This window comes from Ruania rhizosphaerae (assembly GCF_009805705.1).
Classification (GTDB): domain Bacteria; phylum Actinomycetota; class Actinomycetes; order Actinomycetales; family Beutenbergiaceae; genus Ruania; species Ruania rhizosphaerae.
Genome location: NZ_VSMB01000003.1, coordinates 98,889 through 116,317, shown reverse-complemented (window position 1 = coordinate 116,317; position 17,429 = coordinate 98,889). Strand labels below are relative to the sequence as shown.

Here is a 17,429-nt window from a genome sequence, read left to right as displayed (position 1 = left end):
ATGAGAGTGATGACCACGATCGCCCGCCCACCGGTGGTCTCTTCGGACGAATGGCGCGCAGCACTCGCTGATCTGCGGGCGCGGGAGAAGGCAGCGACCCGCGAGCTCGATGTGATCGCGGCGCAACGGAGGCGAATGCCGATGGTGAAGCTGCCTGAGTACACGCTGGACAGCGCCGACGGCCCGGTCCGGCTCGCCGACATCTTCGACGGGAAGTCCCAGCTGATCACCTACCACCACATGTGGAACCCGGGCGCAGAGTGGCAGTGCCCCGGCTGCACGGGGTTCACCTCACAATTCACCCGTCTGGAGTTCCTGGAGAGTTACGACGCGCGGTTCGTCGTCGTCACCCAGGGCCCGATCGAGGAGGCGCTCTCCTACGCCGAGAAGGTCGGCAACCGGATGACCTGGTACTCCACTGCCGAGAGCGACTTCGGCGCGGACATGGACGCTCCCGCCGGGGGTGGTTTCGCCGTCAACGTGTTCCTACGCGACGGCGAGGACGTCTACCGCACCTGGCACACCAACGGGCGCGGCACCGAGCAGCTCACGCACACGTTCCCGCTCATCGATCTACTGCCCTACGGACGGCAGGAGGAGTGGCAGGACTCCCCCGACGGATGGCCCCAGCGCCCCACCTACTCCGGCTGGCCCGGGTCGAAGGAGATCGCCGCAGCCTACGGGCGTCAGGGCTGAGCTCCGCGGCTCCCGGGCCCGAGCACGGGACCCGTGACCGCATCGACATGGATATGACCATCTGCGGCAGCATGGCTCCACAGACCGACGCATCCGTGTCGCTCCGGTCACTCGACGTCGGAGGCACGGGCGAGCGGCCCGGCTGAACCGGTCGCCGTGGGCGCGCGGGCCCTCCTCCGCACGCGCCTACGGCAGTCAGGAGGCCGCGCGGCGGATTACCGGCAGCCGGGATCGGGTGAACAGCCAGCCGCCGATGATGGCGAGGGCGGGGATTGCGACGAGACCCAGCGCGATTGTCGGCCAAGGAATAATCGTGCGCCAGTCATCTCCGTAGCCGAAGTTCTCAGCGGCCCACCAACCCAGCACGTAGCTCAGTGCGATGCCTGTCACGACCCCGGTGACGGTTCCGATGATGGCGATCACCCCCGCCTGGCCGGCCGTGACCCGCCTGCGGAACTTCGGGCTGGCACCCACGGCCGCGAGGGTGGCCAGATCTGCGCGACAGTCGGCGAGCGCCAGTCCGACGCTCAGGCCCGTCGCGGTTACCGAGTAACCCCGCATCGACACGCCAAGCCGCTGGTAGGTGCCACTCACTGTCGCCACCAGCGCGCGAGACCGACAACACCTGGCACCCACCAGGCGCCGCCGCGCCAGTAGGTGCCACCTTCCGTCGCCACTCGCGCCCCCAACCGACGACATGTGGCACCTACCGCGGGGCCCGGCGGGCTCAGCTCCGCTCGGGGAACTTCCCCTCGTCCCGGATCCGGGCGTTCAGCTCGGCCAGATACTCCGACTCGTCGAAGTCCAGCGGCACCTCACGGCCCAACCACGCCGAGAGGTGGATCGCGTTGGCCAGCCGGACTCCATTCATGCCGTCCGAACCTGGTGCCAGGAGGGGCTCGCCGTCATTGATGTGCGCCGCGAAGTTGCGGATCACCTCAGCGTGCTGCGATCCCCAGGCCGAGTCGAAGGTGATCGTCTCAGTCTTCTGCTTCTCGTCCAAGCGCAACTCGCCCTGGAACATCCGCCGCACGTCTTCCGGCGCGACGCTGTCGCTGATGGCCCGTTCGTCCTCGGTGAGCCGGGTGACGGTGGCCGTGGCCGAACCGTCGACGACGATCTTGCCCTTGTCGCCGAGGATCTCGAACCGATCGGTTCCGATGAGGTCGTGGGTGGCGGTGATGAACACCCCGGTAGCGCCATCGCCATAGTCCACGACGGCAGTCACCTCATCCTCGACGGCGATGTCCCGGCGGAACCCGAAGGCCGCTTTCGCGAACACCGACTGCGGCACTCCGCAGATCCACTGCCACAGGTCGAGCTGGTGCGGGGCCTGGTTCACCAGCACCCCGCCACCCTCGCCGCCCCAAGTGGCCCGCCACGCACTCTGCTCGTAGTAGCCCTGGGGTCGCCACCAGGTGGTGATGATCCAGTTGGACCGGCGGATCGTGCCGATCTCGCCGGCGTCGACGATCTCCTTGATGCGCCGGTACAGCGGATTGGTGCGCTGGTTGAACATGATCGCGAAGGTCTGCTCAGGTTTGGTGGAGGCGAACTCGTTCAGCTCGCGCACCTGGGAGGTGTAGACCCCGGCCGGTTTCTCCACCAGCACGTGCAGGCCCGCGTCCAGTGCCGCGATCGCAACCTCCGGGTGGAGGTAGTGCGGAATGGTCGTGATGACGGCATCGACGGCGCCGCTGCTCAGCAGGCTCGGGTAATCCTCGAAGAGGGTCACCCCGGGATGCGCTTCCTCGGCAGCCGCGCGCCTACCGGCCTCATGGTCTACGACGGCGCCGAGCGATGCTCCGGCGATCTCCCCCGCCGCCAGCATGCGGGCGTACACCGACCCCTGCGCGCCGTATCCGATGATTCCGATCCGGACTTCGCCCGTCACCTGATCTCCCTTGTTCGACTGCTTCGCAGCCTAGGATCCCCCGACGGCGTCCGGTCACCTGTTGCCGCTGGTTGCCGTGGCCGATGGATGGGCCGATCTGCCCTCGTACGTAGGCGGGGTAGGTGCCAGGATGGCGTCATGATCGTTGTGACCACGAACGAGATCCCCGGGTACCGGATCGACGCCGTCATGGGCGAGGTCATGGGACTGACCGTGCGGGCAGCCAACATCGGGCAGAACTTCGTCGCCGGCTTCCGCTCCATCGGCGGTGGAGAGGTGACCGAGTACACCCAGCTCGTCTACGAGTCGCGCCAGGAGGTGATGAACCGGATGGTCTCCGAGGCACAGCGGCGCGGTGCGAACGCCGTGATCGGGATGCGTTTCGACACCGGCGATATCGCGCAGTCGTTCTCCGAGGTGTGCGCCTACGGCACGGCCGTATACGCCCTGCCGATCGGCGAGGACGAGGAGGGGCACACGAAGCAGTCGGCGCAGGTCGCGGCCCGAGGTGGAGTCGAGTCAGCCCCCACCGGGGAGGGTCCTTCGACGCCACCGCCGGCCGCCGGGTACGGCGCGCAGGCACCTGTCGCGCCCGCATCCGCCTACGGCCAGCGGCCTCCTCCAGGCCAGCAGACCCCACCGGCGTACGGCCAGAAGCCGCCTCCGCCAGCACCGTACGGTCAGAGCCCGTACCAGTAGGGCCGCGCCCGGCGTGCCGCTGGCATGCCTGGACGGCACGCCCAGGCGCTCCCTCAGTCGAGCTGCAGCAGCGCGTTCTCCACCACTTCCGGCATCGCCGGGTGGATCCAGTACTGACCGCGTGCGATCTCTCGCACGTCCTGCTCGAAACTCATCGCCTGGATGAGTGGCTGGATCACGGTCGGCGCCTGCGGGCCGATGATGTGGGCACCGAGCAACCGGCCGGTGCCCTTCTCCGCGACCAGCTTCGCGAACCCGGTGGTGTCCTCCATCGCCCAGCCGTAGGCGATGTCGGCATACGCCTGGCGCGCCACGGAGATCTCGATCCCCTGCGCGAGCGCGTGCTTCTCCGTCATTCCCACGGATGCGACCTGCGGGGAGGAGAACACCGCGTGCGGGACGTACCGATGATCGGCAGCACGCGGGCTCTCGGGGTGGAGCACATTGTGCTGGACGATCCGGGCCTCGTGGTTGGCCACGTGCTTGAGAGCCCACGGGGAGCAGATGTCTCCGAGCGCCCACACACCGTCGACCGTGGTGCGCTGGTACTCATCGACGACCAGCAGGCCCGCCGGATTCATCGCCAGGCCGCCCGCCGGGGCGTCGAGCAGGTCGGTGTTCGGTACCCGCCCCACGGCCAGCAGCAGCTCACCCGTCTCCAAGGTGGAATCGCCCTCCGGCCCGGCGAGTTCGAGCCGTAGGGCACCGCCGTGCTGATCGACCCGGCGCACCGTGGTGTTCAACCGCAGGTCCCACTTCTGATCAGCCAACTCGGTGAACCGTGCCGAGACCTCCTCGTCCTCGCCGCGCAGCAACGCGCCAGACCGGTTGATCACGGTGACCGCCACACCCAGTGAGGAGAAGACATGCGCGAGCTCGGTCGCTACATATCCACCTCCGACCACGGTCAGGTGCCGCGGAAGCTCCTCGAGCCGCATGATCGAGTCAGAGGTGTGGAATCGGACGTCGGCGAGTCCGGGAATCTCGGGGACGTACGGTCGTCCACCCGCGGCGACCACGACCTGGTCGGCCGTCAGGGAGAGAGAAGGGCCGCCGTCGTTGGGCTCGATCTGCACCTGCCGCTCCGCTGTGAACCGTGCGGTGCCCTCGTAGACGGTGACGTGTGCGTTGTCCGGGTGGGTCGTGCGGTAGTCCCGCCCGCCCGAGGCGATCGGATCGATCCGCCCGAAGATCCGGTCACGGATGTCGGGCCAGCGCACCTGGTCCAGCGTCTCGTCCACTCCCAGCCGGGACGAGGAGGCAGGTGTCGCTGCGACATCGGCGGTGTGCACGAACATCTTGGTCGGGATGCAGCCGACGTTCAGGCAGGTACCGCCGAAGGTGCCACGTTCGACGATCGCGACCGACCGGTCGCGAAATTCCTCACTGAGGATCGAGTTGCCCGATCCGGTTCCGATCAGCAACAGATCGACATGCGGCACGGCAGAGTCCTTCCGGGGAGTGAGCGGGATGGTTCCAGCCTATGGTCAGCGAGCGGCCGTCAGTCACGGCGGCGGCCGGCGCGTGGCCGGATCCGGACGGGCGGAAGCGTCGGCGCCGGTAACGCCGGTGCCGGATCCTCCGGGAGGTCGAACCGGGGATGATCCGGACCGCCGCTCTCAGCGCCGATCTCGGTCTGCCACGCACTGCGAAACGCGACGATCTCGTCGTGGTCACGCCCTACGAAGTTCCACCACATCACGATTTCTTCACCGAACGGCGGGCCACCGAAGACCACGACCCGTGCGCCCTCACCGCCAGCCTCGAGCACCAGCGACTCCTCGCGGGCTTCCCGGAATCCCAGGTGGCCCGTCGGCAGCACCGTGCCGCCCATCGTGACCGCACCGGTATCGACGAGCACCCCGAGCTCGAAGCCCGGCTGGTCCACCAGTACGCGGGTGCCGGGCTCGAGCCGGACCTCGGCCCCTAGCAGCGGCGTCGCCGTGGCGATCGGCGCCGAATCCCCGAAGGCGCTGCCGAGGAACACCTGCGCCGTGTACCCCTCACCCTGCACCACGGGAGGCTCATACCGGGCGAATCCGCGATCGCCGAACCGCGCGTCCTGCGGGAGCGCGACCCACATCTGCACCCCGTGCAGCACCGTGGTCTCCCCGGTCGACCGCTCGGAGTGGCTGATCCCGGCACCCGCGGTCATCAGACTCAACGCCCCCGGCCCGATCCGGGCCTCGTGCCCGGCGCTGTCGCGATGCTCGATCCGCCCGGAGAACAACCAGCTGACCGTTGCCAGCCCGGTGTGCGGGTGGGGCGGTACGTCCATCCCTCCGGTGACCGAGACGTCATCGGGTCCGTAGTGGTCGAGGAAGCACCACGCGCCGATCAGCGACAGCGCCCGCTGCGGCAAGGTGCGCCGCACGGTCATCGCACGCGGCCCACCGAGTGGCACGTCTCGCGGTTCGAGCACCTGGATCCCCGGCCCTGACCGGCCGGCGCAGACGACTTCCTCCGGCCTCGCCTCGACGTTGCTCATGACTCCTCCGCTGGGGTGGGCACGTTCCGCGGGTTCGCGGGTTCGGCGCCGCGGTGCAGCCGCACCGGTTCATTCAGGATCTCAGCCAGCACGACGGCGTGGGACAACTCAGTCTCCCGGGTCGCCGTCACCAGGGTCACCGCGCCCTCGCGCTGCAGCCGTCGCAGCTGGTGCAGGCTCTCGCTCGCCTCACCCGACTCCAGCTCGCCGTGATACCGCTGGGCGAACTCCGCGAACCGGTCCGGCGTGTGGCCATACCATCGGCGCAGTTCGTTACTGGGTGCGACTTCTGGCAGCCAGGTGCCGGTGCGGGGGTCCTCTCGCCTGATACCACGCGGCCAGAGGCGGTCCACCAGCACCCGCACCCCGTCGTCGGGGTCGACTGGGTCGTAGACGCGAGCGATACGCATGCCCTCATTCTGCCCGCCGGCACCGACGGTCGCGCGCGAGGGCACCAGTTCCCACTGATCGACCGCGAAATACCTGACGATGATCATTCATTAATGACTTCCCGAATGCGGACAGCTTTGCACTATCGGCAATACGCGAACGGGTCTATTCTTGATTCACATCGGCCCCATAGGAGGTATGTCGAATGAGTACACTCGCAGAATTGCCCACCGTTGCCGAATGCTCGGTGGAAGGCTGTTCCTACAACGACCACTCACACTGCCACGCCGCCGCGGTCACGATCGCCGGCTCGCCGGGTGAGGCGCACTGCGCGACCTTCATCCCGCTCAGTTCCAAGGGCGGCCTCGACAAGGTCGTCTCGCACGTGGGCGCGTGCCAACGTTCGGATTGCACACACAACTCCTCGCTGGAATGCACCGCTTCGTCAGTGCGCGTCGGCGCCGGAGCAGATGAAGCGGACTGCCTCACGTATTCCCCGCGGTGACCGCGTCACCGTTGGAGCAGATTCATCGCTGGGTGGCAGCCGGCGGCGGATACCGCACGCACTTGGTACGCGAGGGTATCGCCGTCGACCTCACCACCTGCGACGGCGGTGAGGTCGTGGAGACTGTGACCGTTCCCCACGCCGCTCACCAGCGCCTTCAGGAGATGGTCCGGCCTACGCGCAACTGACCGGCGGCTGACGACACCCGGCCGTCGAAGCTGAGCCGGACGCCGTCGATGATCTCCTCCGGCAGTTGGCGCGTCACCCGCACCGCCTCGGGCTCAAACTCGGCCATCGGGCCACTAGCCACCGCCATGCGCTACCCGCGGGTTACGCCCGTGGTCGAACCGACACGGATGCGTCGCGCCGTGCTCCACCGTGCCCCGCAGGGCACCATCCCGGTCGCTACGGTCACGCGGCCCTGCCGGTACCGCACTGGTCACCTGGACGTCCCCTCCTGGTCAACTGCCGTTCGCCTGACCTCCCTAGCCTGCGTGGGTCCCGTCCCCGAACCGAAGGCTTCCCTGTGGCCCGCAGACCAGCTCGACTCGTCGCCGCCCTCACCGCATGCTCTCTCGCCGCGTTCGGCATCGCCGTCGCCACCCCCGCCGCAGCCGCCGAGCGTGACGCGCTCTTCGTCTCCGAGGTGGTCCCGAACAACGCCGGCTACGACCACTTCGAGTGGTTCGAGTTGCACAACCCCGGTACCTCCGCCGTCGACCTGAGCGACTACCAGCTCGCCTACATCTACGGCGACTCCCCCGACACCAGCGGCGATGCGCCACTCGCGCTAGAGGGTGAGACGCAGATCGGAGCCGGCGAGACGCTGGTGGTGTGGCTGCGGTACACGAACAGCTCCGGCACCGTGAACTCCTTCGACTACACCGACGCCGACTTCCGCGCACACACCGGGCTCGCCGACGACGCCCCACTCGCCCACGCCACCGGTCAGCCCGGGATGGCCAATGGCGGCGGCCGCGGCATCCGCGTGAGCGGAGCGAGCGAGACCACCTGGTCCTACTACATCGAGGGCCTCGGCAACGACGTGAGCGCGACGTTCCGGCTGCCCGCCACCACTGAGGAATCCTCCTACCCGGTGCTGGCCTCGGGCGTGACCCCGACACCGGGCAGCATCGACGCCGAGCAGCTCGTGCCCGCCGACCCCGCGCCGGACCCGGACCCCGAGCCGTCCCCGGAACCGGATCCGGACCTCGTGACTGCCCCGCTGCAGATCACCGAGGTGACCCCGGACTCCACGAACGTCGGTAGCGCCGACGGCTACGAGTTCATCGAGGTGTACAACGCCACCTCCGAACCGGTCGACTTCTCCGACTACGCCCTGACCTACCTGTACCCGCAGGACTTCACCACCAACACCAATGAGGCGCACTGGCCCAGCGTGCCGCGCGATGTGGTGATCGACCCGGCCGACACCCTGGTGCTGTGGATCAAGAACGGCCAGAACGACGATCTCGGTGACGACGAGTTCAACGCCCACTACGGCTCCGACCTCACCCTCGGTGAGGATCTGGTGGAGATCTTCCAGGGTGGAATGGCCAACGGCTCCTCCCGCGGGCTGGCGATCCGCACCAACACCGGCTTCGGCGTCAACCGGGCGTACTACAACATGACCGAGGCGGATGACACCTCACCCGATCAGGGCATCCGCTACACGGTCTCCGAGGACCTGCAGCTGCAGACCCTGCTGGACACCGCCCCGGCCACACCCGGCCGCGTCCAGGCCGACCAGATCCCCGACGGCCTCATGGTGGTCCCCGAGGACACCACCGACCCTGAGATCGAGGACCTCACCCCCGCCGAGATCGACCCGGCGCAGGACTTCACCCTCGAGTTCGAGATCACCGACGATGTCCAGGTCCGCACCGCGACGCTGAACCTGACGAACGACGTCGACGCCGAGGCAGGCGCCCCGGCCCGAGAGTTCAGCCTCACGCACGCCGGAGACAACCTGTACCGGACAAGCATCTCGGCGGCCGACCTGACCGGGAAGTCCAACTACACCTACAGCCTCACGGCCACCGACGGAACCAACACCGTGACCACCGAGTCCGTGGAGGTCCCGGTGGCGGGCGCGTCCACCGATCCGCTGCGGCTCAATGTCGCCGATGGGCAGTTCGTCTCCGGCACCACCAGCGTCTCCGCCGCCGGCGAGAACTACCCACCGACCCTCGACCTCGCGATCGACGGCACCTCCGTGGACACTGAAGCCAGCCTGGAGCGGGCACCGCAGTTCGTCTTCGAGGTCTCCCAGACCGACTTCTACTTCCGCAACGGTGTGCGCATCGGCGAGGACGTGCTGTACATCTTCGACGAGGGCACCTACGCCGACACCGTCACCATGTCCACCCCGGTACCGCTGGAGTACGTGACCCAGGGCGAGGACCTCACGGTCAGCATCTGGGCGGGCACCAAGGCCGCACCGGAGATCGACGAGAACGAGAACAACGACGACTTCGTCATCTCCGGGATGCGCCTGCTCCTGCCGGATGGACGCACGCTCACCCCGGCCGGCTACGACGACCCGAGCCGGACGATCGCGATGGGCGACTCCAGCGGCAAGCTCGACTTCTACGACGCGGTCTTCACGCTCCCCGACGACGCCTACACCGCGCTGGCCCACACCTGGGATACAACCGCGGTCGCCGACGGCGAGCACGAGGTGAGTGCGACCGATGGCGAGCACCAGGCGAGTGCCACGGTGGTGGTGGACAACACCGCACCGCAGGTGACGCCGTCCGTGGATGACGGCCAGACCTACCAGGGTGAGATCGTCCTCGACGCCGAGATCAGCGACGGCTCCGGATCCGGAATTGAGACCGCCACTGCCGAGCTCAATGGTGAGGAGATCGACCTGCCGCACACCACGTCATCGGTGGAGCTGGCCACGGGCGAACACGAGCTGGTCATCACCGCCACCGACGCCCTCGGCAACACCACCGAGTCGGCCACCACCTTCCTGGTGCCCGACGAGTTCCCGGGTGCGGCCGCGACCGGACCCACCGACGGCGCCGAGGTGCAGCCGGGCGATGTCACCCTGACCGCGTCAGTCTCCGACCCGACCGGTGACCCGCTGGACGTGGAGTTCCGGCAGGGCTACCGCTACGAGTTGGGCGACGAGGAGATCACCGCCACCCAGGGCACCACACAGGACGCGGCGACTCTGGAGCGTGAGGGCACCCTCCTCACGGCGGCCGACCTGGCCACCGATGCCGGACTGGAGCCAGTCGTCTCCGGCTCGGCCTTCCCGTTCACTCAGTTCGACGTGCAGGTGCCAGCCGAGGCTGGGGAACAGGCCGACGTACGCGTGGCCTGGGAGGGCACGGCGGACGCCGATGCCCAGGTGATCCTGTACGCCCTGGCCGCCGACGGCGGAGCCTGGGTCGAGGTGGACCGTCACCTGACCACGGGCGATGGCGAGCAGATCAGCCTGGGCGGAACGGTCGCCGTCGGTGATCATGCTTCCGATGGGGTGGTGACGGTGCTGGTGCAGCACTCCGAGGGCTTCGCCGGCGTCGACCAGACCCCGCGTGAGGACCTCGAGCCGTACCACCCGGACGACACCCCTCGCAGCGAGTACGACTTCACGATCGGCTGGGAGTCGGATACGCAGTACTACAACGAGGAGTTCTACGACCACCAGGTAGCCATCCACGACTACCTGCTCGAGCGCCGCGAGGAACTCAACCTGCAGTACGTGATCCACACCGGCGACATCGTCGACGACTTCGACCAGCCCTACCAGTGGGAGAACGCCGACCCGCAGTACGCCCGGTTCGACGAGGCGGGTCTGCCGTACGGCGTCCTCGCTGGTAACCACGACGTGGGCAACCAGCTGGCCGACTACAGCCAGTACTCACAGTGGTTCGGTGCCGACCGCTACGAGGGCAACCCGTGGTATGGCGAGTCATTCCAGGACAACCGCGGCCACTACGACCTCATCAGCGCCGGCGGGATCGACTTCCTCATGCTCTACATGGGGTGGGACCCGGGCGACGATGACATCGCGTGGATGAACGAGGTGCTCGCCGCTCACCCCGAGCGGGTGGCGGTGGTGAACCTGCACGAATTCATGCTCACCACCGGCGGTCTCGGACCGATCCCGCAGCGGATCATGGACGAGGTGGTGGCCACCAATCCGAACGTGCGGATGGTGACCTCCGGCCACTATCACGATGCGTTCCTCCGGGTGGATGGCTTCGACGACGACGGCGATGGCGTCGATGACCGGCTGGTGCACTCGATGCTGTTCGACTATCAGGGTCTGCCCGAGGGCGGCCTGGGCTACCTGCGTCTGCTCCACTTCGACAATGAGTCCGAGCAGATGAAGGTGCGCACGTTCAGCCCTTCCGAGGACCGGTACAACTCCGATGAACCGAGCCTGCTCGGCCCTGAGGAGGACCCGTACCTGTACCAGGACTTCTCGATCTCCTATGCCGATCTGCGGATCACTCCGCAGGACCGGGAGCTCGTGACGGACTCCTTCACGGCCGAGGTGCTCGGCGAGACGGTGATCGCCTCGTTCGAGGATGTTGCCACGGGGATGTCCGGTGCGGGTGCGGCGGACGGGCAGCGATCGCTGGCCCGGATGCCGGTGCCGAACCCGGACGGGTCGGTCACGCTCTCGGCCACGTGGACCCTGACCGAGCCGGGCGAATATGGCTGGTTCGTGCAGTCCGCCGACCCGAACGGCGCCGTCACCACTTCGGAGGTGATGACGTTCGTGGTCGCCGGTGAGGCCTCCGATGGGTCGGATGGTGGATCCGACGCTGGTTCGGACGGTGGATCCGATGGGGCGGGATCGGACGGTGCGGGCTCCGACGATGCAGGCAGTGGGTCTGACGGTTCCGGTTCCGGCGGCGATCTCGCCGACACTGGTTCCGACGGGCTGCTGGCGCTGGTCTTCGGCGCCGGGCTCATGCTGCTGCTCGGTGCAGCGCTGAGGGTGCGCAAGGCCCGCCTGACCGGGCGCTGACCGACCGTGTGGGGGCTGTTGCGGTCGCGACCAGCAGGATCGGTGACCGCAACAGCCCCGGCACTGCCAGCGCGACCGCGGCCCCTCCCGGGACGAAACTGACAGGCTGGGACCACTCCGTGCCAGATGTGGCACGTACTGGCCTCAGCCCGTCAGTTTCGTCCCGCGGCGTAGTCGACGACCACTGGCGCGTGATCGCTGAGCCGCACCCCGCGATGGTCACGGTCCACCTCGGCGGTCACTGCCCGGCGGGCGAGGCCGGGCGTCGCCAGGTGATAGTCGATCCGCCATCCGGTGTCCCGCTCGTACGCCCGGCCCAGCCAGCTCCACCAGGAGTACGGGCCCTCGGTGTGCGGATGCAGGTGACGGACCACGTCCACCAACGTACGAGGGCTCAGCTGGCGGTCGAGCCAGGCTCGCTCCTCCGGCAGGAAGCCCTCCGCCTGCTGCGAGCGACGCCAGTTCGCCACATCCAGGCGGGTATGAGCGATGTTGAGATCACCGGTGAGGAGGAACTCCCGGCCGCGGGCTCGGGCGGCCTTGCGCGACCGGGCGAGCTGGCGGGCGAAGCCGCCGAGGAAGTGCATCTTGCGTTCGTACTTGGCTCCGCCGTCGGGAGCCTCCCGCATCCGGCCGGCCTGTTGTAGATGTGCCGGAAGACCGCCCTTGGGCAGGTAGAGCGTGGCCACGGTGAGCGGTTCGTCGGCGAGGTCGACCTCGAGGTAACGGCCCTCGGTGGCGTACCGCGCGATGCCCCGGGCCAGGGTGCCGGGATCGTCGCCCGCCGCCCAGGAGCGCCCTGCGTCCGGGGCATGGACCAGCACCTCGGCGCCCCAGGTGCGGACGGCTGCCGGAGCGCGCCGGGTGAGGATCGCGACACCGTTGCGCCCCGGGATGCTGCCGGGATCGTAGGCGGCGTGATAGCCCCCGAAGGCGTGCTCAGGCAGATCCCCGACGGCGCAGCGCACCTCCTGCAGGGTGAGCACGTCGCAGTCCCGGGAAGCCATCCACTCCCCGAAGCCGCGGCGGTGGGTGGCACGAATGCCGTTGATGTTGACCGACGCGATACGCACGGCCCCAGGGTACGCAGTCGCCCCTCCCTGAAATTGCTCGTCGATCTGGCGACCAGATCGACGAGCAATTTCGGGAGAGGCCGCCAGATCGACGAGCAATTTCAGGAGGACGGGGGTGGCGGCCGTCCAGTCAGGCGGGTGCGCTGTGCGCTACTCCAGCGCGGGGCCCCAGGAGGACGGAACGGCCGTGCCGGCCGGGTACTCCTCCATCGGCACCTCTCCCCCGGCCCAGGCGGCCAGCACGTCGTCGCAGATGCGCCAGCACTCTTCGGCCGCATCGCCACGGACGGTGAGCATCGGGTTCCCGTCGAGGATCCCGGCGAGCACCTCACCGTAGGCCTCCAGCTCCGCCTCACGCAGTGTGGTCGCGAACACGCTCTGCTCGAGCGCGAGCGGGTCGGAGGTGGTGTTGGTGGTGATCCGCAACTCCATCACGTCCGGGCTGAGCCCGATCACCAGCCGGTCCTTCGGGTCCGGGCCGTGCAACCCGTCCGGCAGGTGTCGTACATCGGCGAAGGTGATGACCACGTGCTTGCGGGTGACCCCGAGCGCCTTGCCCGAGCGCAACGTGATGGGCACGCCCGCCCAGCGAGGATTGGCCACCTCGACCGTCAGCTGCGCGAGCGTCTCCGTCTCGCGCCCAGGATCCACCCCCTCCTCGTCGGCGTAGGCCGGCACCTGCCGTTCGCCAACCGTCCCGGCCGTGTACCGCGCCCGCCGGCTCGCCGTCTCAGGACTGCCGCCCCACAACCGGGTCGCCCGCAGTACCGCGGCCGTCGCATCGCGCAAGTCCCGGTCGGTGATCCGCGCCGGCGGTTCCATCGTCACCAGCGCCAGCACCTGCAGCAGGTGCGACTGGATCATGTCCCGCAGCGCACCCGCATGGTCGTAGTACCCCGCCCGGCCCTCCAGGGCGAGCGACTCGTCGTAGGCGATCTCGATGGAGTCGATGTGCTCGGCGCTCCACACCGCCTGGAACAGCCGGTTCGCAAACCGCAGCGCGATCAGGTCCAGCACCGTGGACTTGCCGAGGAAGTGATCCACACGGTGCACCTGCTGCTCCGGCACGAGCGTGGCGACCAACTCGTTCAGATTCCGGGCGCTCGCCTCATCCCGCCCGAACGGCTTCTCCATCGCCAGATGCGTGCGCTCGGGCAGCTCCACCTCCTGCAGCGCCTCGCACACCTTCTCCGTCACCGCAGGCGGGAGGGCGAAATACAGCACGAGGTGACCTGCGGCGTCGGGGGTGGCCAGGTGGGCACGGCGCCCACCGGTGCGCGCCCCCACAAAGCACCCTGCGGCCAGACCGAGCACCGTGCGCAACGCCTCCGGATCGGAGACGTCAGCGCGAACGTACGCGGCGCCGTCGGCGATCCTGCGAGCCACGGGTGCCGGTGCACCCCCGGCGGTCAGGGTGCGCTCAAGCAACGCACCGAACTCGGCATCGCTCATCTCCACCCGATCCGAGCCCACAATCCGCAACTCTCGGTCCGGTTCGCGCTCGAGCAACGACCCGATCCCCGGCAGCAGCAGACGTTCGGTCAGGTCGCCAGAGGCGCCGAGGATCACCAGGGTGCAGCTCAACGAGGGCTCCGATCGGTAGGGGCGACGTCTTCGAGGGCGTCGGCGGCGCGCACAAGCGCCAGGTGGGAGAAGGCCTGCGGGAAGTTTCCCATCTGCCGCTGACCGTCCGGGTCATACTCTTCGGCGAGCAGCCCCAGATCGGTCCTGCAGTCGACGAGCCGATCCATCAGTGCGGTCGCGTCCTCGATCCGGCCGCTGAGGGCATACTGCTCGACCAGCCAGAATGAGCACGCCAGGAACGGGTATTCGTCGCCGCTCAAACCGTCGGTGCCGTTGGTGCGGTAGCGCAGCAGCAGCCCGTCATGCATGAGCTCGACCTCCATCTGCGCCACCGACATCAGCATCCGCGGGTCGTCGTAGGGGACGAACCCGGTCTGCGGGATCTGCAGCAGCGAGGCGTCGACCTCGTCGGTGTCATAGTGCTGCACGAACCCGCCGGTCACCGGATGCACGCCGCGGGTGAGGATCTCGGTGCGCAGCTCGTCGCGCAGCCGAGCCCACTCCTCCACCGGCCCGGGGAGCCCGAAGTCGGAGACGGCCCGCACGCCCCGGTCCAGCGCTGCCCACACCATCACCCGGGAATGGGTGAAGTAGTGCGGGTCGCCGCGCATCTCCCACAGGCCCTGGTCCTTGCGGTCGACGTGCCGGGCGGCGAAATCGATCATCGCCCGCTGCAGCGACCAGGAGAACTCGTCCTCATCGACGCCGGCGCGTCGCAACTTGTCGAGGGCGATGATCACCTCACCGACGACGTCCGCCTGGAACTGCGTGACGGCACCGTTGCCGATGCGCACCGGTCGGGAGTCGAGGTGGCCGGGCAGGTGGTCGAGAATGCGTTCGGGGAGTTGGCGCTCACCGGCGATGCCGTACATGATCTGCAGATCGTCGGGGTCTCCGGCCACGGCCCGCAGCAGCCAGTCGCGCCAGTGGTGGGCGATCCCAGTGCGTCCGTGCGCGAGCAACGCCTCCAGCGTGAGGGCGGAATCGCGCAGCCAGCAGTACCGGTAGTCCCAGTTGCGCTCGCCACCCGGATCCTCCGGCAGGGACGTGGTGGGAGCCGCGACGATGCCACCGGTCTCCACGTGGGTCAGCGCCCGCAGCACCAGCAACGAGCGTTCGACGGCGTCCGACCAGCGCCCGTGCACGCTCGCCTTGCCGACCCACTCCCGCCAGTAGGTACGTGTCTCCTCCAGTGCCGCAGGCACGTCCAGCGGGTCTGGTTCGGGCCGGTAGGAGGCCGACCATGTCAGGTCCCACACCACCTCCTCCCGCTCGGTCAGGGTGAAGGATCCTTCGTGACGGCGCCCGGCCGCCGTCAGAGCGGGCCCGCGGAGTAGATAGGCGTCCGGGCCGGCGATCGCGACCAGTGCAGCACCGTCCTCGTCCTGCCCCTCTCCTTCTCGCCGAACCCACGGCAACGAGGCGGCATACTCGGGCCGCAGTCGCAGGTCGTGCACGATCGTCACCTCGCCGGCGGTGCACCGAGCCGAGCGCACGATATCTGCCCGGTCACCGTCGATCGGCATGAACTCGACGATCTCGCACTCCCCCGTGGGAGTGGTCCAGGAGCTGCGGAGCACGAAGGTGCCCGGTTCGTAGGACCGTCCGGTGAGCGTGCCCTGTGACGGTGCCATCAGCCAGCGGCCATGATCGGGGGTGCCGAGGATGGCGGCGAACACCGAGTCGGAGTCAAAACGCGGCAGGCAAAGCCAGTCGATACTGCCGTCGGTGGAGGTCAGAGCTGCGGTGTGCAGGTCAGCCAGGAGTGCGTAGTCACCGATCGAAGAGCTCACCCGTCCAGACAACCATGCCCGCGCGGCCACCACAATCGGTTGGTGCCCGCCGGGCCCGATCAGTCCAGGCCGGAGAACCGGAAGATCGGGAAGACGCGACCCTCGGACGTCTTCTCGTACTCGGCGAATCCGGGCGAGAAGGCCTTGAACCGCTCCCACATGGCCGCTCGCGCGGGCTCCTCCAGTTCGCTGACGGCGGCGGTCAGCGCGCGAATCGGCTCGCCCGGCACCTCGATCTGCACATGCTGGGCGCGGCGCAAGCCGTACACCCAGGCCGGATGCTTCGGGGAGCCTGCTGCTGAGGCCACGACGTGCCAGCCGTTGTCCAGGTGGATCGAGGCCAGCGGCACCACTCGCTCGGTCCCGTCCTTCTTCGGCACGTGCACGAGTACGAGCGACCTGCCGAATCGCATCGGCTCGTTGACCTCGCCGTTGTTGGCCCGGAAGGTGTCGATGATCTGCTGGTTGACGTCCATGATCAGCGCAACGGCGGGTGCGGGCCTGACATTCCTCCCAGGAGGTAGCGTCTGCTTCGTGCCCCCACGCGATGCCCTGCACGATGCGATCGTCGTCGACTTCCCGTTGCGCGGCTCCGGCTGGACGGCGGTGACCACACCCGCCGAGCGGATCCCCAGCCACGGCACCGATCTGCTGGGTCAGCGGTTCGCCTACGACTTCGTGCAGGTGGACCACCGTCCGGGCTTCCACGCTCATCCGGCGCCCACCTGGCGGATGCTGCTCAGCGGAGCGCCGACCCGGGAGTTCTACGGCTGGGGGCAGCCGATCCATGCGCCGTGCGACGCCGAGGTGATCCGGGTGGTCGATGGCGTGCGCGAGCGCGGGTGGGTGCATCCGGCCCGGGAATCCGCCCGGGCGATGCACACCGCGGCCACCTTCAGGCCGGAGAACGTGACACAGATGGCGGCTGTGCTCGGCAACCATGTGGTCCTGCGGGCCGCCGACCACCGCGGCGGTCCGGTGTTCGTCGGTCTGGGGCATCTCCAGCGGCACAGTGCGCAGGTGCGGTCCGGTCAGCAGGTGCGGGCCGGTGAGTTCCTGGGCCGTGTGGGGCACAGCGGCAACTCCACGATGCCGCATCTGCACCTGCAGCTGATGGACTCGGCGGACCTACGGGTGGCTCGCGGGCTGCCGTGTGCCTTCGCGTCCTACGACGTGGTCGAGCGGCCCGACGAGGGGCGCACGATCATCACACCCGTCACTGATGGGATCCCGAAGCGGTTCGAACGCCTCATCGGGCGCGGGCCGGCAGGCGTGGGCCGGGCCTGAACCCCTACCCAGCAGCGCGACCTGTCC

Annotated in this window: 15 protein-coding genes; 5 read left to right on the top strand and 10 right to left on the bottom strand. The window is 68.5% G+C overall.

Annotated elements, in window-relative coordinates; genetic code table 11:
• Nucleotides 1–9 precede the first annotated feature (9 nt).
• Nucleotides 10–696 (top strand): DUF899 domain-containing protein, encoded by a 687-nt coding sequence (locus FV560_RS06035; RefSeq protein ID WP_159620503.1) that lies wholly within the window; start codon nucleotides 10–12, stop codon nucleotides 694–696.
• Between the two features lie 195 nt (nucleotides 697–891).
• Here FV560_RS06035 and FV560_RS06030 read toward each other — a convergent pair whose 3' ends face one another.
• Together FV560_RS06030 and FV560_RS06025 are read right to left on the bottom strand one after the other, a co-directional pair.
• Nucleotides 892–1,290: an FtsX-like permease family protein gene (locus FV560_RS06030; RefSeq protein ID WP_159620501.1), complete on the bottom strand. Its 399-nt coding sequence runs from the start codon at nucleotides 1,288–1,290 to the stop codon at nucleotides 892–894.
• Between the two features lie 133 nt (nucleotides 1,291–1,423).
• Complete coding sequence (locus FV560_RS06025; RefSeq protein ID WP_159620499.1) at nucleotides 1,424–2,590, bottom strand: Gfo/Idh/MocA family protein; 1,167 nt, start codon at nucleotides 2,588–2,590, stop codon at nucleotides 1,424–1,426.
• 138 nt (nucleotides 2,591–2,728) lie between these two features.
• On the opposite strand from FV560_RS06025, the gene FV560_RS20315 reads away from it, so the two are divergent.
• Nucleotides 2,729–3,289, top strand: a complete 561-nt coding sequence (locus tag FV560_RS20315) for a YbjQ family protein (RefSeq protein ID WP_159620497.1) — start codon at nucleotides 2,729–2,731, stop codon at nucleotides 3,287–3,289.
• A gap of 53 nt (nucleotides 3,290–3,342) precedes the next feature.
• On the opposite strand, the gene FV560_RS06015 is transcribed toward FV560_RS20315, so the two are convergent.
• Genes FV560_RS06015 through FV560_RS06005 form a run of 3 tightly spaced genes read right to left on the bottom strand, consistent with a single transcriptional unit; the run spans nucleotide 3,343 to nucleotide 6,187 of the window.
• Nucleotides 3,343–4,731 (bottom strand): mycothione reductase, encoded by a 1,389-nt coding sequence (locus tag FV560_RS06015; protein ID WP_159620495.1) that lies wholly within the window; start codon nucleotides 4,729–4,731, stop codon nucleotides 3,343–3,345.
• Between the two features lie 59 nt (nucleotides 4,732–4,790).
• Nucleotides 4,791–5,777 (bottom strand): pirin family protein, encoded by a 987-nt coding sequence (locus FV560_RS06010; protein ID WP_159620493.1) that lies wholly within the window; start codon nucleotides 5,775–5,777, stop codon nucleotides 4,791–4,793.
• Nucleotides 5,774–6,187, bottom strand: a complete 414-nt coding sequence (locus FV560_RS06005) for a DUF488 domain-containing protein (RefSeq protein ID WP_159620491.1) — start codon at nucleotides 6,185–6,187, stop codon at nucleotides 5,774–5,776. The genes FV560_RS06010 and FV560_RS06005 overlap by 4 nt, the downstream gene beginning before the upstream one ends.
• A gap of 185 nt (nucleotides 6,188–6,372) precedes the next feature.
• Here FV560_RS06005 and FV560_RS06000 point away from each other — a divergent pair, with 185 nt between their 5' ends.
• A complete protein-coding gene (locus FV560_RS06000; protein WP_159620489.1) occupies nucleotides 6,373–6,672 on the top strand; it encodes a DUF1540 domain-containing protein in 300 nt (99 codons plus the stop codon).
• 157 nt (nucleotides 6,673–6,829) lie between these two features.
• Here the strand turns inward: FV560_RS06000 and FV560_RS05995 are convergent, their stop codons facing one another.
• Nucleotides 6,830–6,967 (bottom strand): hypothetical protein, encoded by a 138-nt coding sequence (locus FV560_RS05995; RefSeq protein WP_159620487.1) that lies wholly within the window; start codon nucleotides 6,965–6,967, stop codon nucleotides 6,830–6,832.
• 231 nt (nucleotides 6,968–7,198) lie between these two features.
• On the opposite strand from FV560_RS05995, the gene FV560_RS05990 reads away from it, so the two are divergent.
• Nucleotides 7,199–11,665, top strand: a complete 4,467-nt coding sequence (locus tag FV560_RS05990) for a lamin tail domain-containing protein (protein WP_159620485.1) — start codon at nucleotides 7,199–7,201, stop codon at nucleotides 11,663–11,665.
• 152 nt (nucleotides 11,666–11,817) lie between these two features.
• Here the strand turns inward: FV560_RS05990 and FV560_RS05985 are convergent, their stop codons facing one another.
• The 4 genes from FV560_RS05985 to FV560_RS05970 all read right to left on the bottom strand — a co-directional run bounded on the left by FV560_RS05985 (nucleotide 11,818) and on the right by FV560_RS05970 (nucleotide 16,591).
• A complete protein-coding gene (locus FV560_RS05985; protein WP_159620483.1) occupies nucleotides 11,818–12,738 on the bottom strand; it encodes an exodeoxyribonuclease III in 921 nt (306 codons plus the stop codon).
• 150 nt (nucleotides 12,739–12,888) lie between these two features.
• On the bottom strand, nucleotides 12,889–14,322 hold the full coding sequence (locus FV560_RS05980; RefSeq protein WP_159620481.1) for a glucose-6-phosphate dehydrogenase: 1,434 nt from the start codon (nucleotides 14,320–14,322) through the stop codon (nucleotides 12,889–12,891).
• On the bottom strand, nucleotides 14,319–16,145 hold the full coding sequence (locus tag FV560_RS05975) for a glycoside hydrolase family 15 protein (RefSeq protein ID WP_275401889.1): 1,827 nt from the start codon (nucleotides 16,143–16,145) through the stop codon (nucleotides 14,319–14,321). Before FV560_RS05975 ends, FV560_RS05980 begins: the two co-directional genes overlap by 4 nt.
• A 29-nt stretch (nucleotides 16,146–16,174) precedes the next feature.
• Complete coding sequence (locus FV560_RS05970; protein ID WP_159620477.1) at nucleotides 16,175–16,591, bottom strand: nitroreductase/quinone reductase family protein; 417 nt, start codon at nucleotides 16,589–16,591, stop codon at nucleotides 16,175–16,177.
• Between the two features lie 58 nt (nucleotides 16,592–16,649).
• On the opposite strand from FV560_RS05970, the gene FV560_RS05965 reads away from it, so the two are divergent.
• Complete coding sequence (locus FV560_RS05965; RefSeq protein WP_159620475.1) at nucleotides 16,650–17,402, top strand: M23 family metallopeptidase; 753 nt, start codon at nucleotides 16,650–16,652, stop codon at nucleotides 17,400–17,402.
• Nucleotides 17,403–17,429 lie beyond the last annotated feature (27 nt).